Source organism: Methanosarcina horonobensis HB-1 = JCM 15518, assembly GCF_000970285.1.
In the GTDB taxonomy this organism is placed as follows: Archaea; Halobacteriota; Methanosarcinia; order Methanosarcinales; family Methanosarcinaceae; genus Methanosarcina; species Methanosarcina horonobensis.
In genome coordinates, this window is record NZ_CP009516.1 from 1,262,490 (window position 1) to 1,288,047 (window position 25,558).

A 25,558-nucleotide genomic window follows, 5' to 3' on the forward strand; every position below is an offset into this window, starting at 1 on the left:
AACGAAGTTTCAAGGAATTGTATCAATAAATCCAGTTCTCATGGCTGACCGGTAACTGATTCAGTTTATCCCTGAAGAATTGCCATTTCGGCATGAACTGATCCATTAGCTTGATAAAACGAGAATTGTGCGTCGGTTCCAGCAAATGTGCCATTTCATGTACGATGTTATATTCGAGACATTCTTTTGGTTTCTTGGCAAGTTCAGTATTAAGTCTAATGTTGCGTGCTTTGTGGTTACAGCTTCCCCATTTTGTTTTCATTCGCTGCACAAAGAATCGCTCTACCTTCACGCCCAGCAGTGGTTCCCACCTGGCAATTAACGGTGGCACAGCTTTCTTTAGCTGCTCACGATACCAAGCATCAACAATAGCCTGCTTCTTTTTATAATCTGTTCCTGGACGCACGCGCAGGATCATCTTACTATGTTTTAATTCGACCGAAGGTGCTTCATTGACTTCAACCACCTTGAGCAAATAGCGTTTTCCCCATACGTAATGGCTTTCAAGGTCAAGGTACTCACGCGGAGTTTCACGTTCCTGTTCCTTGAACTTTTTCTGTTGCTTTTTGATCCAGCCCAGCCTGGAGATTGCAAATATGCGGATCGTATCTATATCCATTCGCAAGGGAGCAGATATTTTGACTCTGCCATTGGGCGGATACACACTCAGGTGAATGTTTTTGATATCCTTGAGCACTACGTCTACTGTGATATCCCCGAGTTCGATCTGCGTTGTCATCAGTATTCCTTTTGTGCCTTAACGATAATGAAGATGCGGTTTACCTCTTCAACGTCATGTAAGATATCGTACATGGCTTGCTTGATCATACGTTCACGAGGTTCAACACCGCGCCAGTCATCGGACCTGACTCTTTTAACCGTTTCATCGAGCCTCAATGCCAGGTCAAGAGCCTGATCGTTAGGGACTATGTATTCTCCGTTTTCTTCTATCCGGTCCTCGAACCTTTTCCCGTGGTTTTGCAGGTTGTTGTAGAGGGCCCTTAATGCAGGGCTTTTCTTCAGTACTTCGCAAATATCGTCTTCGTGTCCGGCTTCTACCTGCTTTACCAGATCAGCAATCCTTTTTAAGTATTCTTCATATTCGATGGCTTTTGCCTTCCTGGCGGCTATAATTTCATCCAGCATAGCTGACATCTTCTCATAGTAGGCTGGATCGTTCAGGTGTTCTTTAATTATCTTGCTACGTACGTTGTTCTCGATAGTCTCTGCAACAGCGTTCTTGTTGCCTTTTAATCCGCTTAGCTGAGTTGCAATGGCTTTGTCAATCCCTGTTTTTACGATCAGGTCCAGAAGCGGCATATCTTCGAAAGATGAGACTTTTCTGGGTTCGGCTGCCTCGATATAAGTGTCTATGAGATGGCGCATATCTGCCTCGTAGGCTTTCAGGTCGAGGCTTTCCCCACTGGCTTTCCGGACGATCTCACGGATATTCAGGTAATGTTCCAGCAGTTGCTTGATTCGGGCAATATCCGAACCGCTGTATCCGGCGGATTCCAGTTCGTTGGCAATGTTGGCGTAGGCACGAACCAGTGAAGCAGTAGCTTTGTAAAGTGCAGCACGTTGAGTTTCGTGTTCCTGGAGGTCGGTTGGAATCTCCGTATTACCGCAGAAATAATGGATGTATTTAAGTTCGTCTTTCGGCGGCTCGACAGGCTCGCACAGCAGAGCCAGAGTTTCCAGAGCATTGTCAAGGCGTTCCCTGCCTTTTTTAAGCGGTCCTGCATCAAAACTTCCGGGTCGGCACCGCCAGAGCTGCGATCCAGTTCGGAAGAGTAGACCTGAAGTGCTCCTGTTCCTTTGTCGTTGACTAGGTTTTTGAACAAATCTTTGTAGTCTACAATATAACCGAAAACCTTGTCCTCACCGTCCAGCCTGTTAGTACGGCAGATAGCTTGGAATAGTCCGTGGTCCTGCATTGACTTGTCTATGTAGAGATAGGTACAGGGAGGAGCATCAAAACCGGTGAGGAGCTTGTCTACAACGATAAGCAGCTTCATGTTAGCCGGCTCTCTGGTGAAAAGGGACTTTGCTTTCTCTTCGTAGGTCTCGGTCTTTGTCATGCCCGGGTTTGTTTCTATGTCTTTGAGCAGTTCCGTGTAGGTGTTGTAGATGAACTCTTTTTCTGTCTCGGTATTTGCGCCCGTATCCTCTTTTGTTACATCCTGAGCCTGCGGGTTGTAAGAGGTTACCACGGCACATTTGCCTTTGAAAGGTGTCTTCTGGAAGAGTGTGAAGTACTTGCAGGCTTCATAAATGCTTGATGCTACAAGAATGGCATTCCCGCGTTCATCGGACAGGCGGGGCTTTACGCTGAAATCAAAGATGATGTCGCTTACTACCCTGTCCATGCGGGAGCGTGAACTGAGCAATTTCTGCATGGTGCCCCAGTGTTTCTTAAGCTCGTCTTTCTGCCAGTCATTGAGTCCTTTTGTTTTTGCTTCAAACCATGCATCGATTTTTTGTTTGGAGCCGAGACGCTGGTCGATGTCACGTGCTTCATAGACAAGGTCGAGGACCACTTTGTCCTCTACCGCCTCGCTGAATTTGTAGGTGTGGATATAGCCGCCGAAGACTTCAAGGCTTGTCTGTTTATCTTTTTTGAGAAGCGGCGTGCCGGTAAAACCTATAAAGACTGCATTCGGCATAATTGCCTTCATAGCCCTGTGCAATTTACCACTCTGGGTTCTGTGGCATTCGTCCACGAAGACAAAAACCTCGCCTACGGTTTTGCTGGGCCGGGATTCCAGATCCTTTATGAATGCATCGAAGTTGTCAACGCCCTTGCGTCCGAATTTATGGACAAGGGAGCAAAGGAGGCGCGGTTTAGCCTGTCCTAGATGGTTCATCAATTCGCGGCCGCTGGTGGTGCGTTTGATAGCCTCCCCTGCATCCGTGAATATGCCTTCTATCTGTTTGTCCAGCTCATCGCGGTCGGTGACGATAACCACACGAGCGTTGGGGTTGTTTTCCAGGATCCATTTGGCAAGGAGCACCATGACAATGCTTTTACCGCTGCCCTGTGTGTGCCAGATAATCCCTCCCCTGTGCTGCCGGACGTGTTTCTGTGCTGCTTTGATAGCGAAGTACTGGTGAAAGCGGGGGAGCTTTTTTATGCCGCCGTCAAAGAGAACGAAATCATGCATCAGCTCTATGAATCGGTTTTTGTTGCACATCCTGAGGAGGTATTTGTCAAGCTTGAAGCGGCTGTTATCTTCTTCGTCTTCCTTCCACGTGAGGAAATACTTCTCCTGCGTGCCGATAGTGCCGTACTTCAAGCCTTCGGAATCATTGCCTGCAAAGATGAACTGCACGGTGCTGAAGAACCGTTCGTTGAATTCAGGCTTCTGGTTGGACAGGCTCTGGCGGATTCCGTCTTCTATGGTTGCACGGCTATTCTTCAGTTCAAGCACGCCGACTGCGATGCCGTTTACATAGAGCACGACGTCGGGACGGCGCTCACGGTTGCCCCTGAGGGTTACTTCCTCGGCTATGGCAAAATCATTCTTCTCCGGTTCCTGCCAGTTTATGAGCTGGACGCTATCTGTAACCTTGCCAGCTTCGGTTTTTACAGGGACGCCGTAGCGCAGCAGGCTATAGACTACTTGATTGTTGTTGTAGAGGCTGCGGCTATGGTTGTTCGCTTCAATATCCAACTTGTAGAGAGCAACGCCGATCTGAGTGGGGGTGTAGCCGCTTTTTGTCAGGTAGGCTTCAAGCAGTCCTTTTTCTATGTTGCTGTTACCTTCACGGTCAATCCAGTTCCCGAGATAGTTGTAGCCAAGCTCGTCATGAAAAAGAGAGATTATTCGGTCCTGGGTGGCTCGTTCGGGTTTTCCAATGTTCATACCAATCTAATCCTCCCTGTAAGCAGTTCCTGCAACATACTCTGCTTGATCTGTCGAGCCTTGGCAAGCCTTTCTTCTAGTGCGGTTATTTCTGAATCCATGTCTGAGAGGGTGGTAGCAATGGAGATTTGTTCTTTGATTGTAGCTGGCGTTTTGTAGGTGAAGTTAACGAAATCCTTCTGATAGAGATGGTTAATTGTCGATCCCGCGCTGAGCTGAACTAGGAATTCCGTGAAGATATTCGAGCAGAGTAGATAATAGAAAAACTCGGGATGAAAAGCATTCTCAGTTGATCGAATCACGAAAATTCCGCTGTTCAGAGTCGCTGGTTTATGCAGATTATTAATCAGTGCTACTTTTCCAATGGTGCCATCTTTAGTCACAAGAATGTCATGTTCTTTTAACTGGATGTTCTTGTCCTGCTTATAACGTGATTCGGTAACGTAATGGCAATTGCTCCAGTCAATATAACCATCTTTGAACTCAGTTCCTGTGACAAGATAATAATCTCCAGATTCTAAATATTCATTGGTTGTCAAGCCCTGCCATCCTATTCGAGCTTTGAGAATTGCTGTGTTCCCAAGCAATTTCACTTCCCAATCCTTCGGTATTACCCCTACCTCAGTCTGTTTGTAACCGGAAGGGATATCACCGACTCTGCATTCTGCGCTCATTTCTCTTCCTCCTTGCCTGTGGGAAGGTTGGCGGCGTCCAGACGGGTGGTAAGAGTCTTCATCTGGCGGATAGCTATTTTGTTGAGGCGCTTGAGGCGTTCTCTCTGTTCCACTCCCATGTGGATGAACTCGGCATTCATACTCTCAATGTTGGCAAGCACCAGTAACTGCTCAACTGTAGCATGGTCGCGCATATTGCCTTCTAGTTCCGGGTTTGCATCACGCCACTGCTTCACTGTTTGACCGAAAAGAGCTACATTCAGCACATCAGCTTCATTAGCGTAAGTAATCCTTGACTGGGCAGGCGTAATTTCCGGAGGAATGAGATGTTCCTTGATGGCGTCTGTGTGAATATGGTAATTGAGTCTGGAAAGGGTGCGGTTGAGGTTCCACGCAAGTGATAGGCGGCGGTTTTCATCTTCTTTAAGGCGCTGGAACTCCTTGATGAGGTAGAGCTTGAACTCGACGGATATCCAGGAAGCGAACTCAAATGCTATGTCCTTATGGGCGTAAGTGCCGCCATAGCGTCCGGCTTTTGAAATGATGCCTATAGCTCCGGTTTTTTCTGCCCACTGTTTTGGTGTCAGGGTAAAGCTATTCAAACCTGCCTGCATTCTAATCCCGTCGAATTCGACGGGTTTAAAATTCGGATTATTGAGCTGTTCCCATATACCAAGGAATTCAACAGTGTTTCGGTTCCTGAGCCAGTTGCGGATGAGGTCATCGGTATTATCCGGGTTTTTGTACCTGGCAATATCTGTCAGGCAAATGTAGTCCGCATCTTCCTGGGAAACGATGGAGACAGCGGTTCCCCTGACGTCAATGCTGGTGTTTCTGGTCTTTTTCATTATTGACCACCTTCTTTCTGAAATCTTCCGCTCCTACTCATAAGTCGAATCCCACCCTACCAGATTTCTTTGCCCCAGATTCCGCAGACATTGTCTGCGAAATTTTATTCCCGGCGTTCATAATTTAAACCCCATCCTCTCCAGGTGACGGTTTACTTTTGCTTCCAGCTCAGCCACGCGGCCGGTCATCTGCGGCATCGGGGTCTCATAGCGTTCGGCAAGCTCCTTCACACGCTGGGTAAGGGACTGGCTGATCCGGTCCATCTCGCCGTGGATGGCTGTATCCAGTGAAGAGAGCCATTTGTCTTCCACAACCAGCGTTTTGACATCATCCTCAGTGAGCCTGGGGTAGTAATAACAGGCTTTTGAATCAAGTAGGGACTCGGCTTCCTTGAGGTGTTTCTTCAGATCTGCTTCTTGATTGGCGAGTTTTAACCAGTCGTTAAGTACAGCAGCTTCGTCCTTTGCTTCCCTGTCACCTTTTATATCCTTCAGACGGGAGCTGACATTAGCCTTATTCACCTTATCAAGTTCCGAGAACGCACCTTCTTCGCCGCCCTGTTCCTCTTCCAGCTCGGTCATGCTGGAAGTAACGCTTTCCAGCTCGGAAGCGAGCTTCTCGATAGCTTCCTGCTCTTTGACGAAGTAACGGGCAACGATAAGGGACTTGGGTACGAGGTCGCAGGTCCAACCCTTGTCCTTCTCTTTTCCTTTCTTGTCCCTCTCGATAATGCGTGAAGTTTTGGCTTTCCACCCCTCGTCCGCTATTAGATAGCAGTCGTCCTGCATAGTCTCAGTCCAGTAGTCCATCAGGTGCTGATAAATATCATACTGGTTGATGAGCGGCTTATCTGCATAATGGGCGAGCAGGTTTTCGGAAAGCCCATCTATGATTTCCTTAGGGTGGAAGCCAGGCTGTAACTGCCAAAGCATAGCAGAAGTAGTCTCACGCCAGGCAGCGAAATGTGCGTTCATGCCGGCGGTAAAAGCTGCAAACTCGGGGTGCTCGTAGATGGTGGATTTGATATCTGCCTTGTCAACGGCAAGCTCCAGGTAGCCTGGGCGTCTCTCTTTGAAAAGGGTTTGCCGAAGCTGCGGACAGACATTCCAGTAACGTTCAAGGGCGTCAATATCAGCACACGGGATTCCTCCGTGCAGATGTCCCTCAATATCCTGAAGGTCTTCAGCCTGCTGGCTGTCGATGTAGCGAGGTAGGTTGAGGTTGAACTCGTTCTTTTCGATCTCCTCAAAACTGACCATTCGCGAATATTTCGGGACCTCTGCCTGCCTTGTGAAAACGTCCACTATCTTGTGGATATCCTGAGCACGGAGGCGGTTCTTGGGTCCGTCCTTCATGAAACCCGCGCTGGCATCGATCATAAAAATGCCTTTGCGGTTTTGAGCCTCTTCCTTATCAATAACAATAATACATGCAGGGATACCGGTACCGTAGAAAAGGTTGGCTGGCAGGCCGATAATACCCTTGATGTACCCTTTACGCACGAGAGCACGGCGGATCTCGGCTTCGGAATTGCCGCGGAAAAGAACACCGTGTGGCAGGATGCAGGCTCCTTTGCCTGTACTCTTTAGCGAGCGGACTATGTGCAACAGATAAGCGTAATCTCCCTGCTTTGCAGGCGGAACCCCAAAGGGCTTGAAACGCTCGTATAGATCGTGAAGTGGGTCGAGGCCCGTACTCCATCTCTTGTCGCTGAAAGGAGGATTGACAACGACATAATCAAAGGTCTTGAGTGTTTCCCCATCTTTGAATTTGGGATCTGTAAGAGTATTCCCCTGAACGATAAGAGCCTCAGGGTTGTTGTGCAGGATCATATTCATGCGGGCGAGACCGGATGTGGTTGCATCTTTTTCCTGACCGTACAGGGTTATCTTGGTTTTTGCCTCGTCTGCGACCTTCAAAAGCAGTGAACCGGAACCACATGTAGGATCGTAGGCTGTGGTGGAGCTTGTAGTATTGGCATAGCGAATTCCAAGTATCTGTGCTATAAACCGACTGACCTCGGCAGGGGTATAGAACTGACCTTTGCTTTTCCCGCTCTCAGTTGCGAAGTGACGCATCAGATATTCGTAAGCATCACCCAGAATGTCGTCACCTTCGGCCCGGTTCTTCGAGAAATCAAGGGCAGGGTTTTCGAAAATAGCGATGAGGTTGGTAAGCCTGTCCACCTGTTCCTTACCGCTGCCGAGCCTGGTAGAGTCATTGAAGTCCGGCATATCGGACAGCTTGTTTTCATTGACCAGCGGGCCGATTATTTTTTTGTTGATCTGATCGCCAATGTCAGGTTTGCCTTTGAGTGCAACCATATCCTTGAAGCTCGCACCCTGAGGAACGATGATGGGTGCAAAAGGAGTGCCAGCGTACTTGTCGCTGATATTTGATAAACAATAGGGAGAGTACGTAGTCCTTATACTGGCTGGCATCCATTCCACCGCGTAGTTCATCGCAGCTGGACCAGAGGGAAGAATAAAGTTCGGATTTTTTTTAGAGCCATTTCATGCCCCCAATGAATGTCTACTCCAGGATGATCGGCTGGACACGAAATCGAACTTTTCCGGATTGAATATATTGTTTACAAATTCTAAGTAGTTCGGGACAAAGTTGATATCGTATTCCTCATCTTCTGAGTCCCATATGCAGGCCGAAATGTGTTTTCCGTTTTGGTTCATGCATTTCATCTTCTTAATTATAGTAACTAACCAACGATGACAGTTAAAAGTAATAAATTTGTTCATTTCCCCAGAGTATTTATGGTTTACATATCTTTTGTTGCTTATTCTAAAATTTCCACACTCCCGAGAACCTGATCACCGATGAAACCGCTTTAAAAATCGCAATGGGAGCCGGTCTTACTGAATCAAGGGCAAAAGAAGCATTTAAAGCGCCGAAAAAGAAGGTAATAGAAATAGCCTGATTTGCACTTCACGTGCCTTGTTATCTGTTCAGCTTATGTTTTCTTAACTTTTCCTATTCTCAATTTCTCCCTATTTTTCGGTTCTTCCTATTTTCCTCAGCTTCCTTCTCTAATTCTCTATTTCTAATTTTTCTTTAAATGAGTTCCTTTACCACAGTGAAGATAATACATAAAAGTCGTTTTTGATATTTTTCACAGTTTTACATATCTCTTTTTCCAACTGCTCCAGTTTTGAATCAAGGCCAGTAAGTAGCAAAAATCAGAAGGAATCTTGATTGCAGAATAATATATTGAGGGCATAATCTGGTTATTTATATGATGTGCAATTAATAATAAATATAATTTACATTTAAAGAAATATGGTATTATTAATCGTAAATTATATAATAAAGTAAGTAACTAAATAGGTACTACAAAAACAGGTAATATAAAAACAGATACTATGAAAACAGGTACTATAAGATGTACGTTATCTTTGAAAGACAAAAGCTATGTGGGGTAAACAAATGGAAAATAGGGGGAAGTTATATTCGATAGCTTTAGCTTCAACAGCTTTAGTTTTTGTGTTTCTAATTTTTGTCTCAGCAGCATCGTCCGTGCAGGTGACGAGAATTGGCAACGGATCCGATCCTGCTATTTATGGTAGTAAAGTAGCCTGGACAGATAGGGGGGTTATCCACGTTTATGACCTGACAACTAAAACAGATACCATGGTTAACTCTTCTGCAGCGTCATATCCAGCTATTTATGGTAACAAATTAGTGTGGCATGATGAGAGTAATGGGACACCAAGGCTTGCTGTATATGATATTGAGACTGCTGCAAGGTCTTATATTACAAAAGATGTAGACAGCTACAGCATTCCTGCCATTTACGGCAATAGAATTGTGTGGAGTGCAAATTACAACGAAACAAACTACAATTATAACGTGTACATGCGCGATATCTCGACTTCAACACAGACCAGAATAGCATATGGCGAGAATCCGGATATTTACGACACCAGAATAACATATGCTGCTTACGACAGTGGCGATTGGAGAAGTATCTTTGTGTATGATATTATAACCGGAGAAACCACACAGGTGCCATATTCCGGTGATCTTAATAACCCGCACATATACGGCAACACAGTAATATGGTCGGATACCTACACAAGGCTGGGGTACATTGCTATGTATGATATCGTCACTAAGAAAGTTACAGCTGTTACTAACGATACTGGTATTTGCGATGACGGCTCAGAGAGCGGTAGTGACACCGGTGCTCATACCAATATATACGGTGACAAAATCGTATACGCAAAAGCCAGTAGTGACTGTCTGGGCAGTGCAGGTGTGTATGTATATAATATCTCTACAGCACAAAGCACTCAGGTGTTCGATTATGAAATAAATATACTTACGACACCGGATGTGTACGATGACACTGTTGTATGGGGAATAGACAACAGGTATAGTGATGATGCTATTGACAATGGTATCTATATAATTGACCTCTCTGCAACAAATACTCTCCGTCAGTAGCTTCATTTACTGCCAACGCGACTTTCGGAACTTCACCTTTAGTTGTGTTATTTACTGGCATCAACAATGTCTCTGCTCCTGCTTCCTGGCTCTGGGACTTTGGTGACTGCATCACCTCTTGAAATCTCAATGACTATCTGCTGGAAACTCTAACTAAATTTCGACCAGTCGCTAAAAACGATTCTCGAAGTAGTATCTGAGAACTGTAAAGATCAAGCTATAATCCGAAGCATACAGGCGAAGTCATACTCGATGTGTGCTTTCTTTTTTTCTTTCATCAGAAAAATATCCATGCTTCAAGTATTATCCTTGAGTCCGTCTTTTTTTGTCTGTCCTGTAAGAGATAAATCAAATTCAGAAAATTATTAATTGAAAATCTGGTGCATTTTTGAATATTCTCTAAACATAAAACAAGATATCTATTTTTTACCCTACTGACCTTGTTTCAGATAGGCACAAATAACTGATAAAAATTTTATATTATGTTTTACTTAATAGAATTACTGACTTAATATTCCATTAATATACAAATATGTAAATATAGTATAAATATGGGTTGATTTACTACTAAGATATTGAAGTTAAAATTTAAGTATAATCTTAGTTTTGAGCCTTAAACTACAAATCAGAATTTTTTAAGGTAAATAAACAGCGCAGTGGGGAAATTTGATGAGAAACAAATTCTTTTCGGTAGCGTTAGCTCTTTTATTTTTGGTCTTTGTCTCGGCCATAGCATCAGCCGGACAGGAAATTCTGGTTACATCATATGGTGAAAAAGGTTTCAATCCCGCTATTTATGATGACAAAATTGTTTGGACATATAATGCTTACGGAGACGTTGTTTACATGCGAAATCTGTCTACAGGCAAAGAAATACAAATAACAGATCAGTCAGGTTCTCCACCTTCTATTTACGGCGATAGAGTTGTATGGGAATATACAGGAAGTATCTATCTGTACAATACTTCCTCAGGAATTAAAACCCGGCTCGTAGCTGCAGATTCGGTAAACGAGGGAAAAATAGAGTATTTGAGTATTTATGGTGATAAGGTAGTGTGGGAAGACAATCGCGATCAAAATTATAGCAGTGAAAACTGGAATATCTATGTTTACGATCTATCGACTTCCAGGGAAACTCGAGTTACGTCTACTCCCATTACTACCCGCACTTTTGCAACTGAGGAGGTTGCCATCTACGGAGACAGGATAGTCTGGCTGGGTGATCGAATTGACAATGGGACCACACTGGACGACATCTATATGTACAATCTCTCCACTTCCGTTGAAACTCGAGTTACCACGAGCGGATTAGCATCCAGTCCTAAAATCTACGGTGACAGGATAGTGTATATGGATTGGCGCAGTGGAAATTCCAGTATTTATCTATATAATATATCTACTTCCGTTGAAACTCAAGTCACTAAGAGCGAATCAGATCATTCAATTTCTGCGTTCTACGGTGACAGGATAGTATGGGAGGATTATCGCAATGGAAACTGGGACATCTATATGTATGATCTTTCCACCTCCACAGAAACTCAGATAACAACCGATATTTCGGACCAGAGGAAGCCTGCTATCTACGGGAACAGGATAGTGTGGCAGGATTATCGTAATACTGATCTAAATAACTATTACTGCGAGATCTATATGTATGATTTTTCGGATAAACCTGTAATGCCCTTCGCTTCTTTTACCACCAATGTTACATCTGGATATGGAAATGTACCATTAACAGTATTGTTCACTGACACCAGCACTGGTGGAGAGCCGACATCCTGGTACTGGGATTTCGGGGACGGTACTAACTCAAAACATGCTCAAACAGCTACACACACATTCACGAAAACGGGAACATATGAAGTAATTCTGACAGCAACTAACTCCGCAGGCAGCACTACTGTGAAGAAATCCAATTGTACTACTGTCACTTCTCCACAAGCACCTGTAGCTGATTTCTTTTCTCCAGAGGTGGAATCTATATATGGGGAGTCAATTTCAACAAATGAAACTGTATCGTTTACCGATAACAGTACAGGATCGCCCACATCATGGCTCTGGGATTTTGGAGACGGTGTCACTTCAACAGCCCGGAATCCAGCACATACATACAATGCTATGGGTGGATACACAGTCAATTTAACTGTAACCAATTCTATTGGCATCGACACTACAGGCAAATATGGTTATGTACTCGTCGGAATCACCGACACGTCTGCATCTCCGGCACACTTCTCATCAAATATAACAAATGGCAGTGCACCACTCACAGTTATATTTCATGATGATGATGCAGGTATAATCGACCCAATCTGGCGGGACTGGGATTTTGGTGATGGTGTTACTCAATCTTACGGAGTGGACAATAACGCATCAGCAACCCCATATGCAACCCATGTATATGAAAAACCAGGAAAATATACCGTAACTTTATATATGGACAATCGCGGCGGATTATCCATCATGACAAAGCATAATTACATCACGGTCACAGACCCGAATATGCCACTGGCAGATTTCTCTGCAAATATTACTTCGGGTCCGGCACCTTTAGTTGTGTTATTCACCGATACCAGTACCGGCCCAGCCCCTACTTCCTGGCTCTGGGATTTTGGCGATGGCATCGATTCAAAACGTACCATGAATGCAACACATACTTTTACTAATCCTGGTGTGTACGACGTTACTTTAACAGTGACAAACAGAGAAGGGAATAATACGATGAAAAAATCAAGCTATATAACCGTCACAAATTGAAATCTTAGGGACTACTTCCGGAAACTTAACTCAGTTTCATACCAGCCCCCGAAAATAACCCTTGAAGCGGCAGTTGAGACTGCAAAAATGATGATTATAGTATCGGGAGCATGCAGGTAAGTAGTAATTGTTTGGGAACTTGAAAAAAGGATATCCATAGATGAGAAGTCGAATTTTCTTTTTTACTTAGTTCTCAAAAATTTAAAGTCTTTTTTTGTTAGACTTAACAATCTCGCTGCCTGCCTATAATTTACTTTGTCTTGTTTTCTCCTATACAGGAATACTCCAAATAAACAGACTATACCACTAACTACTTCAAACCCGGGCATGCTTTTATTTTTTTCTATCTGGGATTGCTGTTCATCATTCGATCCCATATCTTCTCCTGAAACGGTACACATATAAATGTCAACCGTTGAATTGTTATCAGATGTTCGATTGTCACTACTCCATACTATCCTGTTATCGTAGACAGCAAGATAATAGATAAAATCTCTACTGATGGAAATTCGAGTTCCATTGGAAGTTGAGAGATCGTACATGTAGATATGAAAGTTCAGGTCTCCATCGGGCTGCAGGTCTTCGGCGGATGGCCAGTCCAGCCACATTATCCTGTCACCATAGATGGCAAGAGTACCGTAGGTGGTATGAGTACCGTTTGCAGTCTCATTGGTGGTGATCTTAGTTTCTTTTTTTGTAGAGAGGTCGTACATGTAAATATTACATTTTCCCTCCCTCTCATCGTAATAAACGATCCTGTCACCGTAGATCGCAGGAAGTACTGCTGATCCGCTGGTGGTGATTCGGGTTTCTGTAGAAGTGGAGAGGTCGTACATATAGATATCAGAGTATCAGAGGAATCCATTGCGCCAATCGTGATAAACTATTTTATCACCGTAAATGGCAGGAATTGCTGCTGATCCATTGGTAGTTATTCGAGTCTCCTTATCTGTAGAGAGATCATACATATAAATATCATTTCCAGCAAGCTCGTTCAAATACACTAATCTATCTCCATAGATAGAGGTATATATTCCATTCCACTGGTAGAAACCCGAGTTTCATTATTAGTGGAGAGGTTATACAGGTAAATACCACTCATTTCACCGCTCATATTACAATACACTATCCTGTCACCATAGATTTTGGGATTGAGCGCTAATCCGCTGGTGGTAATCTTAATTTCCTTTTTTGTAGAAAGATCGTATATGTAGATGTCAGAGAGTTCGGTTTCATTACGCCAATCCATATACACTATCCTGTCACCGTAGATGTCAGGAAAACTCGCTGATCCGCTGGTGGTGATCTTAGTTTCATTGATCATGGGCGAAGTGCTTTGAGTGGTAGCTGCTGATGCCGTGGATGATGCGAGAATTAAAAATAGCATCAATATTGTTGATGTCAATAATATTGAATATAAAGTTTCATTAGTTTTCATAATACCTCTTTATTTATTTTATAATTAAATGCTAAAATCTTACAACAAATTTAAAGATTTTTATTTATGCTCAACATTTATAAAATTTGTAAAACAAAGAGGATTTGTTATAGGGAATAGTAGTATAGAGGCTGACCTGCTAAAAAACAAGGATATCTAGGCCAAAAATTTGGTGTCAAGTCTAACGTCTCCTTTCATTACAAATTTTAAAAAGCCATCAAATAGAAAATTCGATGTCAATAGACCGATTTCATGTACTACAGAAACTTGATTTCGAATTTATAACAAATTTGGGATACTGCCGCTATTTGACTTCAGATTTATTTTTGTCACTTTTTACACCAGCCCGCTAAAAACAATCCTTGAAGCAGCAGTTGAGACCGCAAAGATAATTACTGTAATAGGTAGCATACAGGCGAGGTCGTACTTTAACTGCGCCCGTTCTCCTCCGTATTCTATGGCTCCTGCAAAGCGGGTAAGGATTGCACTGATAAGGACAATGTAAACCCCTATTGCAAGCAAGAACTGATCCGGGGGAATGGACTGCGAGAAAGTTTCAGGTTGTATTTCTACGGGCATTCCGGAAAGGTCTGCAGGTACCCTGTTTATTCTTTCTGCGACCTGGTTTAAGATTTTTGTAATTACCTCGGAAAGGGCAAGGGTGATTCCTGCAATAAGGGGCGCAAAAATCGCAGCGGTAGTACGCATTGTTGAGGTAACGTCATAGAGGGAATGCCTGATGCGCTCTTCTACGGCACTGAGTTCTTTTAAATGATCTGCGAGCTTGATAATTGAAGCTCCTGCAGCTTCGTGGTTTTTATGGACGCTTTCCGTAAAGAGGAGCATTGTGTTTCTTATCCTCTCGGAATATATGTGCCTGAAAGCCCCAAATTCTTCATCAAAAATGGCATCTTTAAGGTTTGTCCTCATACTGAGCAGGTTCATGGAAATTTCCTCGTAGGCTTCCCCTATTTTTGAGCCTTCCATGGTTCTGGCAGTATGGGCAAAGGCTTCTTCAGGGGCTTTCCCTTCCGAAATCCTTCTGCCGAGCACAAAGAGGGAGTCTGCAAATTCCTGCTCCATCTGTTTTATCCGGTCTCTTATTTTCTTGTAAGGAAGAGATGAGAAGTACAGGTAAATTGAGATCCCAGCGGTGCCGCCCGCAACTAAAGGAAGGGCTGGAAGGAGGTATCCTCCAAGAGGGGCTGTGGAGACTATCCTACCAGGGTTTCCCGAAGCTAGAAGAAGATATCCCAGAGGGGCTGTCAGGATACAGACCAGGGCCCCAGTGAGTATGGCAAAGCACCTCTTCTGTTTTATGTCTGCAAGGTCTGGATGAGTATCCGGGATTTGCCTCGATATGAAAGCAACAGGCCTCTGCATCAGGATATATTCTGAGTAGACTGCTGCAAGGAGTGGAAAAACAAAGTCATAAAGGAGGACTAGGTCCGTAATCTCGGGTTTCATCCCTACAACCGTGACCGCAGGCAGGAGAGCGACTAGGGCAAGAGGGATCAGTATGAAAATTGAGTACAGCACATAGCTTGGGGTCTTCAGTTTTGCCGCAAAAGCTTCCATTAGATTTTCGGTTCCTTCAAGGCTGATATCGAGAGCGCGGTTCAAAGTAATAACTCTCTGGGCTTCATCGGGTTCGGCTGTCGAACTCTTGATCAGGTGCAGGGAACGTTTGAAGTATTCGCTGTTTCTGCCCCAAAGGTCGGCAAAAGAGAGAAGGGCATCATCCATGCTGCTGTAGAGCCTCAAATTCAGATCCCAGGTCAGTTTTTTTAAATCTGTTGCAAGCGGCCTCTCAGAGTTCTGGGCTGCGAAAAGTACGGCGCGTTCGAGGTTCGGGACAAGTTTCATTGACATGATGATATAGCTCAGGATTTCCGGGATATCTCCAAGGGAGGAGATTTTCATAAACCTTGCTTTTATCTTCACATACTCGCTTAAGTAGCAAAGGACTATCAGCGGAATGACAAAAGTCAGGGTTCCCATTATGAAAAGAGTCCTGGGATCGAAACTTCTGGAAAGAAGCAGGAAAAGGTCTATCCCGAGCAGCAGAATTAAAGTCACAGATGTGCCCATGTAAGAAAACAGTACAGTCTCAAAGGCTTCCAGGTCAAAGCCTGTAAACCTGAGGGCATCCCGGTATTCAGGACTTACGCTTTTTTCACATTTCCTGCTGAAGGTTTGAAGGTCCGGAATAGCCCATCCCCATTGCCTTGCTGTGGTTTTGCAGGCTCTCACGTACCAGCCGCTTTCTTCCATTTTCCCGATCCCTCAGGTAGTTACTTTTATTTTCGGAGACTGTTTTTCTCCTGATAGGTGTTTTTCTCCAGGTAGATGTTTTCCTATCATCTGGTTTTCTATCCTGGCTCTCTCCCTGACATAATTTTCAAACCAGACTTCCCATTGCCTGTATAGCTCTTCGAGATAGACTTCCGAGCTGGACTCAGGGTCATTTTCAAAACAAGACACATTACTTATTTTATCGCCTGGTTCTGCTCTCTTATCATCTTTAGTCCTGGTATTTGCTTTAATGGAGTCTGAAAGCAGCCAGAACATATTATTAGCCTCACTTACGGCTTCGGCTTCAAGCAGGAATGGTATGTGAACTCCTTCAACTGCAATCTTTTCTTTTATTCTCGCTCTGAGTTCAATATTTTTCAGAGCGGTATCAATAGTAATTCCCCATTTCCGGGCAATTTTCCCTATAAGTTCTGACTGACCCTGTTCAAGAGCCTCTCCTGCAAGCAGACAATCCTGAGAGGGATCATAATACATGATATCGTTAAAGATTTCGGAAGGTTCAAGCCTTTCTATACATGCGCAGGTAATTTCCGCAATCCTGCTGACCCTTTTTACTTTTCTCATGCTGCCTCCTGGCCTGATTCCTGAGCAGATTATCACAGCATCTGTCGCCTTAAAAGATGCAGGAGGGACTCCAAGGGTGTGTACAACTCTCTCGTAAACATTTTCAACGGATGATCCGTGGATGGTACCTATAACTGAGTTTCCGGCATTTCCTACTTGCATGGCTTCGTAGAGTACTTTTACTTCCGGTCCTCGAACCTCTCCCAGCACCAGAGAAGAACTCCCAAGCCTCAGAGCAGCTCGAAGCGCGGTTTCAGGACTCATTTCTGCCCCGGACTTCAGGACCGAAGATTGGGAACTCATACCCTGCACTTTCCAGCCCAGCTCCTGAAGCTCTTCTGTAGGGAGCTCGTGGGTGTCTTCGATTGTCAGGATTCTGTACTTCTGAGGGATTTCAAGCAGCATTGCAGACAAAAGAGATGTTTTTCCGGCTCCCACCTCTCCTGCAACAAGGACAGACGCCTGCCCGTCCATAAGGAAACTTAAAAACCCTGCTGCAAAAGGAGAAATCGAACCTGTATTGATCAGTTTCGGCAGGGTCCAGGGTGTGAGGGAATGTTTTCGGAAGGCATATGCAAGCCCGTTTGCGCTGAGAGGGTCTCCTATTACGGATACTCTTACTCCGAAAGCCTCAAGGTTAAGTTCAAGTACAGGGATGGCTTCACCAAAAGGCCGGCCGCTAATGGTCCTGAACCTTGAGACAAGGGCGTCAAGGTCGTCCTGCGAGAGAAAAACATTGCTCGTACACTCCTCCCCTTCCATCACAACATGCACGGGGTTTGTATCGGCAGGGGCATTGATGTATACATCCGTTATCCTGGCATCGGAAAGGAGGTCTTCTACGATCCCCAGCCCGTTCGTATACCTTGCAAGGAGGTCGGCATAGCTTTCAAGCTCATCCGGGCTGCAGGCTTTCCCGCTTTCCAGAAGTTCTTTGCCCAGCATGTCTTTTGCCATGCGTTTGAAATACTCCCTGGCTCCGGCCGGGTCTGCAAAAGCAAGGTCTTTTGGCCTGTGCCGGATCATTTTTCTCCTTACTTTCTCAAGCAGCCTGAGTTCTTCCTGCCGAAGATTATATTCGGGGGGTCTGATTATGTAAAGTCTTTCCGGCCTGTCGGTGTAGCAGTAAATAGAGATCTCAAGGTTTCTTCCTTCACTGCCATTTATGTCATAACATTCGAGAAATTCGGTATTCTCGGGAGCTTCGGTGTAAATTCTCGAACTGGAAAAAGGCGGCCTGACATAAGATTTGATCCTGCTTTCGTAGTCGAAAAAGGTATCTATGAAATCTATGGAATTTGTGAAATTTGTGGAGTTATTTGCAAATTTTCCTATTTTCTTCTTTTCCTCACCCAAAACTGAATGTGGAACCATATTGAATAGAAAGATTCTGGATGAAATGATTCTGGATGGAAAGATTCCGGATAGAGATGCAGTAGTTGCTTCTCCCGAAGTGTTTCCTATCAGGCTTTCGGTTTTCTTTCCTGCTTTTTCTTCTGTTTTTAGTTTTAACTTTGGTTTTTTCCCTGCTTTTTCTTCCGAATGGTTTACCTTTTGTTTTTCGTCTTCCAAACCTTCTAACCAGCCCGGTACCGAACAATAGCCGGACTTTTTGATAACAGGAATAACAGAAACTTCAGGAAAGCAGGACATTTTCTCTTCAATTTCATTCAGGATGCGGCAGAAGCCTTCAGAACATACAGAGCAGAGAGAGGCAGCATCAGGATCTCTTGCGGGTATTTTTCCATTAGTTATTTCCCTAAGCTTCAGCCTGGCTTTTAGAGGATCAGTTTCCACGATTTCGGCAAGAGAAGCAATTACTCCTTTTCTTTCAAGCTCACACTTTCTTTTCTCCTGCCGGGTGCATGCTTCGGGAGTAACTTCAATGCTCCTGTACGCTGCAATAGTGCCCTTAAAGCTTGCCAGAGCATAAAGCAGGGACAGGGATTTTCCTTCGTAATCCCGTTCATAAAGCTTTGAGAGTACAAGACAGTCGGCATGAATCTCTTTTTGCAGGATGCCGAAGATGTTTTTTCTGCAGTGTGAATCGTTTAGCGAAGATTCTGCTTCACATTCCCTGCAGTTGATTACAATTGTTTTCCTATTTTTTGTCTGCTTTATCCTGTGAGGACAGTTTCCCTCTTCCTCTTTCTTTTTCCCCTGAAGTATGCTCGGATTGAAGTTTCTAACCGTTTCCTGCAGGCTGCTGGCTGTTTCCTGAAGTTTAAGCATAATATCCAGAATTCAAACCCCCATTTCTCCGGATACTTTATAGCTTAACTTTAAATGTATTAAAGATTTTCTATCAATATTTATCAATGAATTTTTAAGTTTAATCTTGATTATCTATAGAAATATAACTTCCAGTTAGCCCTTATCCATGTTCTAATATTCGAGTTCAAGAAACACGATATGACAAAAAGTGGACATTTCAATACTCTACATGCCCGAAAACACTTCTCTTCTCCGGAAAAACCATTCTTTTAATTCACAACTAATTGGGCACCTCCATAAGTTGTCTACGTCCTTTCAAAAAAGAAGTCAATCTTAAGCGGAAGAAATGTCTTGAGAAAATTTGAGAAAATATCCTTATATGTTAGAAAAACATATTATAGAAATACGGAAAGTGAAAAAGGAAAAGTTGTACCAGTAATTTTGAACAGTCTCATAAAAACAGTCTTATAAAAAAGTGATTGAAATCAGAATAAGGAAAGTAATTAAGTAATAGCGTTTTTTGGAAAGAACTGGAAGTCCTTTCCAGTTCTCTCCTTTTACCTTTCCGAAATTTATTCGTTTTTTGGAAAGGTTTATTGTACCGCCGTTTTTTCGTTTTTGTTTACTCCAGGGATGGAGTTGTTGGTGTCTTGATGTTATTTCTTCAAATTGTTCTGGCTTCACTATCTGTTGGGTGTCGTTTTTAAGTATGTTTTTTGAAGACAGACTTGAAGACATTTTTGGAAAGACTTATTTATCTTGAATATTCCTGAATACGCTCTTTTTACTTCCTGTTTTGCCGTTTTTCTTTTTTGAAGGTGTCGACTTTGAGGTGTTGTCTAGAGATCTATACAGGCTATTTTTTATTTAAGGCGTGCTTATTAGGAGATTTATTGGAAATTGTATTTTTTCCTATTGTCAGGATTAATTCAGGCTAACTTTGGATTTTCTTGTTTTTATTCTGCCAATTGGTTGAGATCGATGGCGTTTTTCGCTGGAGGAAATTTATTTCGGTCTGTAAATGTATCCGCCTTCCGAATCGTTTTTCATTTCAGCCCCTGATCACAGGACACAGTCCTCCCTGCACTCAGGCCTTCGCTAGTTTATGCTTCCTGTGTTGAAATAAGCCCGAAGAGTTTCAGGACTTTAGACTTCGAAGACGGGGCAAATTTGCGGTCTCTGAGAAGGAATCCGTGAAGAACCGGTTCAAGAGGCTTTTGCGGAACTGTTTCTTTCATTCTGGCTCACCTTTGATCGAATTTCCGTTTTTTGGTTTTTGCCGGCAGACGGTAACTTATTACCTACTTATAATATATAAATATTTGGATCACAATGCTTTGACTGTTTCTCCAAAACATTTTCTCAAAAAATTATCCAAAAAATTTATTCAAATTCCCTGCTCAAGAGGTTTAGTCAGGGACCCTGTTTTTAGAATCGTACTTAAGTAAAGCCTTGCCCAGACAAAAGTTATTCCGGCCCCGATTGCATTGCCTGCTACAATTCCCCACCAGGCGCCTACCTGACCCATATCCAGATTGAAGGCGAAAAAAGCTGCAAAGAGTGGAGTAAAAACTATGGTCCTCAGGAGATTTGCAGTAAGTGCGCTCACACCTTTTCCCGCTCCCTGGAAGAAAGATGTTGAGAGCATTCCGAAAGAAACTGACGGGTAGAATATACAGATCACACGCAGGAAGTGGATAAGGTCCGGAGCTATGTGAGCGGCTTCTCCTGTCTGCGTGAAAACAGCCGCGATCTGAGGGGCAAAAATGAAAGTAAATGCTGCAACTCCGCCTTCTATGAGAAGTCCCAGTTTTACTGCATAGGTATGGGCTGTTTTTGCCTTTTCGAAGTTTTTCGCCCCAAAAGCGGCTCCTGAAACCGAAACTACTGCGGTTGCAATTCCAATGAGGGGAGCAATTGCAATTGTTGCAACCCGCCAGCCAGTGGAGTAGACTGCAACTCCGTCGGTATTGCTGACGTTCACAATAATAAGGTTGAGGATGAGCATGGATAACGACATTGAAAGCTGCTGGGCGGAAGCAGGGATTGTTATCCTGAAAATATCGTTTACAATATCTTTTTCAAAGCTGAAGTCTTTAAAATCAAAAGAAACGAAAGTGTCCTTTCTGAAAAAGAGCCAGTTCAGCATCATGATCGAAGAAACTGTAAGAGACAGGATAGTTGCCCAGGCTGCACCTGCAATTCCCATTTTAAAGGTGTATATGAAAATAGGGTCAAGGACAATATTCAGGACTGCGCCAAGGATCATTGCGTTCATCGCCCGCTTTGAATCGCCTTCGGCTCTGAGGATGGAGTTTGCTACGTTAGTAAAAAAGATTACTATACTTCCCAGAAATATCACTCTAGCATAAGCTACTGCAAGCCCGGTTGTTTTCCCTGCTCCAGCAAGAGAGAAGATCTGAGGAGCAAAAACATAGGAGGGTATGGTAAATACAAGAACGAGCAGCAGCATCATTATAACTGTGTGTACGGCTACGTTGTCTGCTCCCGATTTATCCCGTGCTCCGATCTTCCGGGATATGGCTGCTCCTCCGCCTATGCCCAGCCCATTGGATAAAGCCATGCTTATGAAATAAAAAGGAAATACAAAACCCATTGCAGCAAGTGCGTCCGCTCCAAGTCCCGAGACCCAGAAGGTATCTACGAGCTGGTAAATAGTCTGGACCGACATTGCAACAATCATAGGGACTGCGAGTTTGATAATTGCTTTTTTCGGATCTCCCTCAAGGATCTTTACGCCTTTTGTTTCCTGACTTTCTTCGTGTTTGCAAGAGTTTGAGTCTCCTGCTGTTCTTAACTCCATTTAACTATCTTCCTTTCAGTATATTTTCTTCCCTTTTCTCCTCATTAAATTCTTTTTTGAGGCTCAGGGGGAAGGCATACCTAGAATTAACGCATCTGTTTTTCATCCCGTAGCCCGCAGAATTAAGTTCCTTCAATGTCTCATTAAGCGAGAAAAGGAACTCGTTTCTCAACCTTTCGGTCAGCTGTTCCGGATCAATGCTCCTGAAATATGCTGGAGTTCCTTCTATGACTTCTATATATTTCTTTTTTGACATTCTCTCCAGAGTAGCATAAATCTTTGGTCTCGGAACGTGCGTAAATTCATGGATCTCCCTGGCTGTTGCCTCGCCCAGACTCAGGAGCCCTATATAGATCTTCGCCTCATTTTCGGTAAATCCCAGCTTCTGGAGTTTGCCTACCAGCTCAGGATACATTGAAGACCTCTAAAATTATTTTCCAGGTGCCCGACTTTTCCTTTTCAGGTACTTCCGTCCAGTTTCTTCAATATGTCCAGCATTATTTTCAGACCTTCCTGATAGGCTGAAATATCTTCTTCAGCAAGCCTGCTAAAAACCTCAGAGTAACTTTTTTCAAGCTCTTCTGTGAACCAGTTCCTGTAATTCTTTCCTTTTTCAGTAAGTGAAATCAGGATCTTTCTCCGGTCTGCAGGATCTCCTCTCCTGCACACAAGTCCCTCTTTTTCCAGGGCATCAATCATGCTGGTCAGGCTTCCTTTCTGAAGGTCCAGGCATTTTCCCAGAGTTGTAGGCATAATCTCACCCACTCCTCCTATAATCAGGATAGCCTTATTCTGGTTTTTGTTCAGGTTATAACGACCGGTACCAGTCTGATGAAAAGCTTTTGCAAAATTTTTATGGAAAAGATGGATCATATCAAACTGGAGTTTTACCGTTTCTCTTATTCTTTCTTCTTTCATCGGGATCACAATGAGGCAATTTTTACCAGTCCTGATCCGGATGATAAAGCCAGGGGCGGCCATCAGAGATCTTTTTGAGAGGCGTTTCTATTCCAGTAGATCTGTTTACGAGGCGTTTCTTGGTTCAATCTGACTGGTTCTGACGGGTTTTTACTGGTTTTATAGGGTTTGACTGGTTTTAATTTACGTTTTTATCATCCGAATCTGGCTGTTGTATTTAATCTTACTATTCATTTTTCGTACTGTTTGATTCCAAACTAAAATGGAACACGTTTTATTTATATTTTATGATTCTATAATTAAGGAAAGGCGAGTTTCAGGTTTCCTGGCACGATCTTCCACAAAGCTTGCAGCTTTGCTAACCTTTAAGGCGACAGTACCCTTCTGAGCCTTGTGGGAATTATAATTCACCTGGATTCTGTAAAAATGGATTTTGAAATTGAGAATCCTGAACTGTTGCTCTCACAGCAGCTTAATACAACAGCTCAATATTGTGCATTTAGATGCCCGGTGAGAGTTATATCTTTCTTTTCACTCCTGGTCGAAAATGATGTTATTACCGTCTTTTGCAACGAAGTGCCAGTTGCCTTCATTTCGTTTTATACTGTATTTTACAATTCACAGCAACATTATTAAATTATTTATATCCTTTGGTACATAACACTTCACAACATTATATTATTGTCCATGATCAACAACCATAGTGAAAGCGAAGCATCTCAGAAAAGTAAAAAAAGTGTCTGGTTTTGAATGAGTACATTGTATGTGCATAGTACATTGTATATGAGTAATACATCGTACATGGAGTGGTGGTAAGACTTTGATTTTTCAGCACTTTTCTCCTGTATCTCCAGCCTTTATTATACACCTCAAGTACACTTGCGCCCATGCAAAAGTAACCAGTGATCCGATAACCGTCCCTGTAACGAGCCCCCACCAGACTCCTAGCAGCCCCCAGTCGAATGTATAGGCAAAGAGCAGGGCAAATACAGGTGTCAGGATCAAGCTTCTCAGGAGTGTGGCAATAAGTGCGCTTGTGCCCTTTCCTGCGCCCTGGAAAAGAGAAGCTGAGAGCATTCCGAAAGCAACAGCCGGATAGAACACAGTCATAATTTTAAGTAACCTTATCAGTTCCGGAGCGATCTGAGCCGTATTTTCTGCCTGCGTAAAAGCGGCAGCAATATCCTGAGCAAAGACATATACTGCAACTGCAATTGCGGCTTCTACCAGAAAGCCGGTTCTTGTTGCATAAATAAGGGCACTCCTTGCCTTTTTATAGTTTTTCTCCCCAAAAGCGGCTCCTGATATTGAAACCACTGAGATTGCAATTCCTATAAGGGGGGCAACTGCAATGCTTGTGATTCTCCATGCCGTAGCATAAACCGCAACCCCGTCGGTGCTGCTTACAGTCACAATAATACGATTCATTATCAGGGCAGTAAGCGCCAGAGCAACCTGTTCTACAGAAGAAGGTATCCCTACTCTGAATATATCTTTGACAATAGCCCTATCGAATTTGAAGGAGTGAAAAACAAAAGAAACGTAGGTATTTCTCTTAACAAAAAACCAGTAAAACATAAGCATCCCGGAGCTGGCGAAGGAAACCACTGTCGCAAGTGCCGCTCCTGCTACTCCCAGTCCCAGGACGTATATAAAAATCGGATCTAGAATAATATTCAGGACAGATCCGAGAACCATTGACTGCATAGCTCTTTTTGAATCTCCTTCACTCCTGAGTATGGAGTTTGCAACATTTGTAAAGAAGAACACAAAGCTGCCTGCAAAAATAACCCTTGCATATGCAACCCCGAGTGGGGTAGTTTCTCCCGCGCCGCTGTACATGAATAAATCCCTTACAACGGCAAGCCCTATTACTGTAAGGGCAACTGTGAGTATGAGCATGATTATAAAAGTATGCACTGCAACATTATCCACTCCGGTTTTGTCCCTGGCTCCTATCCTGCGCGATATCGCAGCCCCTCCCCCTACCCCCAGCCCGCTTGTAAGCGCCATCTGGATTACAAAAAAAGGAAAAGCAAATCCTACAGCAGCCAGGGCATCCGCACCCAGACCTGCAACCCAGAAGGTATCGGTCAGGCTGTAGATAGTTTGTACGGACATTGCAACTATAATAGGAATTGAGAGCTTGATAACGGCCTTTTCAGGGTCTCCGAGGAGAATGCCCACGCCTTTTGTAACTTTTTGAGGTGGAAAACTTTCTTCCTTTTCCGTTTCTGTCCCTATTTCTTCGGACTCTTTCTCTCCTTTTTTTCCTTTTTCTTCTGCCGTTTCCCTGCTCATTTTTCCCCGCCGTTTTTAGATTTTCCCTTCTTTAAATTTCAAATATTTTATCCTACTCTTTTTCGGTCTCTTTTGCCTTTAACGTTTTCTTTTTTAAGGGCTCCTCTACTTTCAGATAACTGGATTGAAATTTATCTATCCGTTCTCTTGATTACCGGGACCAGTAAACCAGATAAAATGAAAAATCGTCTTCAGTCACGCTAAGGCAGTATAGCTTTCATTAACTGCCATCGAAATTTAATTCATCTAAGCTGCCTATTTATGGGAAGTCTGTTAAAACAGGAAATAAACTGGATAATATATAATAATCCACCTGGAGAATCTGTATTGTCCGATGGAGAGCTATTAAAGAACAGACTGGATGAGTTGTCCGGTGATA

20 protein-coding genes are annotated in these 25,558 nt (G+C 43.6%); 2 read left to right on the plus strand and 18 right to left on the minus strand.

All coding sequences use genetic code 11. From position 1 onward, the window contains the following. Window positions 1-22: 22 nt before the first annotated feature. From MSHOH_RS05605 to MSHOH_RS25945, 7 genes are all read right to left on the minus strand, one after another. Entirely contained in the window at window positions 23-739 is a 717-nt protein-coding gene (locus MSHOH_RS05605) for a M48 family metallopeptidase (protein ID WP_048138019.1), read from the minus strand. After that, window positions 739-1,386, minus strand: coding sequence for a hypothetical protein (locus MSHOH_RS25035; protein WP_239451240.1), 648 nt, complete (start codon window positions 1,384-1,386; stop codon window positions 739-741). Before MSHOH_RS25035 ends, MSHOH_RS05605 begins: the two co-directional genes overlap by 1 nt. Window positions 1,387-1,451: 65 nt before the next feature. Continuing rightward, window positions 1,452-3,866, minus strand: a complete 2,415-nt coding sequence (locus MSHOH_RS05610) for a type I restriction endonuclease subunit R (RefSeq protein WP_239451241.1) — start codon at window positions 3,864-3,866, stop codon at window positions 1,452-1,454. Beyond that, complete coding sequence (locus tag MSHOH_RS05615; RefSeq protein WP_048138020.1) at window positions 3,863-4,540, minus strand: restriction endonuclease subunit S; 678 nt, start codon at window positions 4,538-4,540, stop codon at window positions 3,863-3,865. Before MSHOH_RS05615 ends, MSHOH_RS05610 begins: the two co-directional genes overlap by 4 nt. Further along, a complete protein-coding gene (locus MSHOH_RS05620) occupies window positions 4,537-5,388 on the minus strand; it encodes a KilA-N domain-containing protein (RefSeq protein WP_048138022.1) in 852 nt (283 codons plus the stop codon). Before MSHOH_RS05620 ends, MSHOH_RS05615 begins: the two co-directional genes overlap by 4 nt. Window positions 5,389-5,505: 117 nt before the next feature. Further along, complete coding sequence (locus MSHOH_RS05625; protein WP_394297761.1) at window positions 5,506-7,713, minus strand: type I restriction-modification system subunit M; 2,208 nt, start codon at window positions 7,711-7,713, stop codon at window positions 5,506-5,508. Then, window positions 7,688-7,834 (minus strand): hypothetical protein, encoded by a 147-nt coding sequence (locus MSHOH_RS25945; RefSeq protein WP_269848986.1) that lies wholly within the window; start codon window positions 7,832-7,834, stop codon window positions 7,688-7,690. The genes MSHOH_RS05625 and MSHOH_RS25945 overlap by 26 nt, the downstream gene beginning before the upstream one ends. Before the next feature lie 1,083 nt (window positions 7,835-8,917). Here MSHOH_RS25945 and MSHOH_RS05630 point away from each other — a divergent pair. Beyond that, entirely contained in the window at window positions 8,918-9,847 is a 930-nt protein-coding gene (locus MSHOH_RS05630) for a TolB-like translocation protein (protein WP_239451243.1), read from the plus strand. Between the two features lie 669 nt (window positions 9,848-10,516). Further along, on the plus strand, window positions 10,517-12,604 hold the full coding sequence (locus MSHOH_RS05635; protein ID WP_048138026.1) for a PKD domain-containing protein: 2,088 nt from the start codon (window positions 10,517-10,519) through the stop codon (window positions 12,602-12,604). 11 nt (window positions 12,605-12,615) lie between these two features. Here MSHOH_RS05635 and MSHOH_RS24245 read toward each other — a convergent pair whose 3' ends face one another. The 11 genes from MSHOH_RS24245 to MSHOH_RS05680 form a co-directional block, all read right to left on the minus strand. Next, window positions 12,616-12,762, minus strand: coding sequence for a hypothetical protein (locus MSHOH_RS24245; protein WP_162197608.1), 147 nt, complete (start codon window positions 12,760-12,762; stop codon window positions 12,616-12,618). Between the two features lie 24 nt (window positions 12,763-12,786). Continuing rightward, on the minus strand, window positions 12,787-13,440 hold the full coding sequence (locus tag MSHOH_RS05640; RefSeq protein ID WP_048138029.1) for a TolB family protein: 654 nt from the start codon (window positions 13,438-13,440) through the stop codon (window positions 12,787-12,789). Window positions 13,441-13,455: 15 nt separating this feature from the next. Continuing rightward, complete coding sequence (locus MSHOH_RS24250; protein WP_162197609.1) at window positions 13,456-13,602, minus strand: hypothetical protein; 147 nt, start codon at window positions 13,600-13,602, stop codon at window positions 13,456-13,458. A 5-nt stretch (window positions 13,603-13,607) separates the two neighbouring features. Beyond that, complete coding sequence (locus MSHOH_RS05645; protein WP_162197610.1) at window positions 13,608-13,928, minus strand: hypothetical protein; 321 nt, start codon at window positions 13,926-13,928, stop codon at window positions 13,608-13,610. A 450-nt stretch (window positions 13,929-14,378) separates the two neighbouring features. After that, window positions 14,379-16,316, minus strand: coding sequence for a hypothetical protein (locus tag MSHOH_RS05650; RefSeq protein ID WP_048138031.1), 1,938 nt, complete (start codon window positions 16,314-16,316; stop codon window positions 14,379-14,381). 12 nt (window positions 16,317-16,328) lie between these two features. After that, window positions 16,329-19,154 (minus strand): type II/IV secretion system ATPase subunit, encoded by a 2,826-nt coding sequence (locus tag MSHOH_RS05655; protein ID WP_048138033.1) that lies wholly within the window; start codon window positions 19,152-19,154, stop codon window positions 16,329-16,331. Window positions 19,155-20,239: 1,085 nt separating this feature from the next. Continuing rightward, window positions 20,240-20,374 carry a hypothetical protein gene (locus MSHOH_RS25525; protein ID WP_275425550.1) on the minus strand — a complete coding sequence of 45 codons (135 nt, stop codon included), beginning with the start codon at window positions 20,372-20,374 and terminating at the stop codon, window positions 20,240-20,242. A 149-nt stretch (window positions 20,375-20,523) separates the two neighbouring features. After that, on the minus strand, window positions 20,524-21,960 hold the full coding sequence (locus MSHOH_RS05665) for an MATE family efflux transporter (RefSeq protein ID WP_048138037.1): 1,437 nt from the start codon (window positions 21,958-21,960) through the stop codon (window positions 20,524-20,526). A 4-nt stretch (window positions 21,961-21,964) separates the two neighbouring features. Next, window positions 21,965-22,375 carry a TrmB family transcriptional regulator gene (locus MSHOH_RS05670; RefSeq protein ID WP_048138039.1) on the minus strand — a complete coding sequence of 137 codons (411 nt, stop codon included), beginning with the start codon at window positions 22,373-22,375 and terminating at the stop codon, window positions 21,965-21,967. Window positions 22,376-22,419: 44 nt separating this feature from the next. After that, the gene (locus MSHOH_RS05675) at window positions 22,420-22,878 is read right to left on the minus strand and encodes a MarR family winged helix-turn-helix transcriptional regulator (protein ID WP_048143218.1); all 459 of its coding nucleotides are present in this window, start codon (window positions 22,876-22,878) and stop codon (window positions 22,420-22,422) included. 828 nt (window positions 22,879-23,706) lie between these two features. After that, the gene (locus MSHOH_RS05680) at window positions 23,707-25,179 is read right to left on the minus strand and encodes an MATE family efflux transporter (protein ID WP_048138041.1); all 1,473 of its coding nucleotides are present in this window, start codon (window positions 25,177-25,179) and stop codon (window positions 23,707-23,709) included. Between the last annotated feature and the right edge of the window lie 379 nt (window positions 25,180-25,558).

Bases quoted from the DNA above. Each gene is read 5' to 3' on its own strand.
- MSHOH_RS05675 (WP_048143218.1), bottom strand. From the start codon at position 22,878: ATGAAAGAAGAAAGAATAAGAGAAACGGTAAAACTCCAGTTTGATATG.
- MSHOH_RS05635 (WP_048138026.1), top strand. From the start codon at position 10,517: ATGAGAAACAAATTCTTTTCGGTAGCGTTAGCTCTTTTATTTTTGGTC.
- MSHOH_RS24245 (WP_162197608.1), bottom strand. From the start codon at position 12,762: ATGGATATCCTTTTTTCAAGTTCCCAAACAATTACTACTTACCTGCAT.
- MSHOH_RS05620 (WP_048138022.1), bottom strand. From the start codon at position 5,388: ATGAAAAAGACCAGAAACACCAGCATTGACGTCAGGGGAACCGCTGTC.
- MSHOH_RS05650 (WP_048138031.1), bottom strand. From the start codon at position 16,316: ATGGAAGAAAGCGGCTGGTACGTGAGAGCCTGCAAAACCACAGCAAGG.
- MSHOH_RS05615 (WP_048138020.1), bottom strand. From the start codon at position 4,540: ATGAGCGCAGAATGCAGAGTCGGTGATATCCCTTCCGGTTACAAACAG.
- MSHOH_RS05665 (WP_048138037.1), bottom strand. From the start codon at position 21,960: ATGGAGTTAAGAACAGCAGGAGACTCAAACTCTTGCAAACACGAAGAA.
- MSHOH_RS05640 (WP_048138029.1), bottom strand. From the start codon at position 13,440: ATGTACGACCTCTCCACTTCTACAGAAACCCGAATCACCACCAGCGGA.
- MSHOH_RS25525 (WP_275425550.1), bottom strand. From the start codon at position 20,374: ATGAAAGAAACAGTTCCGCAAAAGCCTCTTGAACCGGTTCTTCACGGA.
- MSHOH_RS05680 (WP_048138041.1), bottom strand. From the start codon at position 25,179: ATGAGCAGGGAAACGGCAGAAGAAAAAGGAAAAAAAGGAGAGAAAGAG.
- MSHOH_RS25945 (WP_269848986.1), bottom strand. From the start codon at position 7,834: ATGGATGCCAGCCAGTATAAGGACTACGTACTCTCCCTATTGTTTATC.
- MSHOH_RS25035 (WP_239451240.1), bottom strand. From the start codon at position 1,386: ATGCGCCATCTCATAGACACTTATATCGAGGCAGCCGAACCCAGAAAA.
- MSHOH_RS05605 (WP_048138019.1), bottom strand. From the start codon at position 739: ATGACAACGCAGATCGAACTCGGGGATATCACAGTAGACGTAGTGCTC.
- MSHOH_RS05610 (WP_239451241.1), bottom strand. From the start codon at position 3,866: ATGAACATTGGAAAACCCGAACGAGCCACCCAGGACCGAATAATCTCT.
- MSHOH_RS05670 (WP_048138039.1), bottom strand. From the start codon at position 22,375: ATGTATCCTGAGCTGGTAGGCAAACTCCAGAAGCTGGGATTTACCGAA.
- MSHOH_RS05655 (WP_048138033.1), bottom strand. From the start codon at position 19,154: ATGCTTAAACTTCAGGAAACAGCCAGCAGCCTGCAGGAAACGGTTAGA.
- MSHOH_RS05625 (WP_394297761.1), bottom strand. From the start codon at position 7,713: ATGGTTGCACTCAAAGGCAAACCTGACATTGGCGATCAGATCAACAAA.
- MSHOH_RS05645 (WP_162197610.1), bottom strand. From the start codon at position 13,928: ATGATCAATGAAACTAAGATCACCACCAGCGGATCAGCGAGTTTTCCT.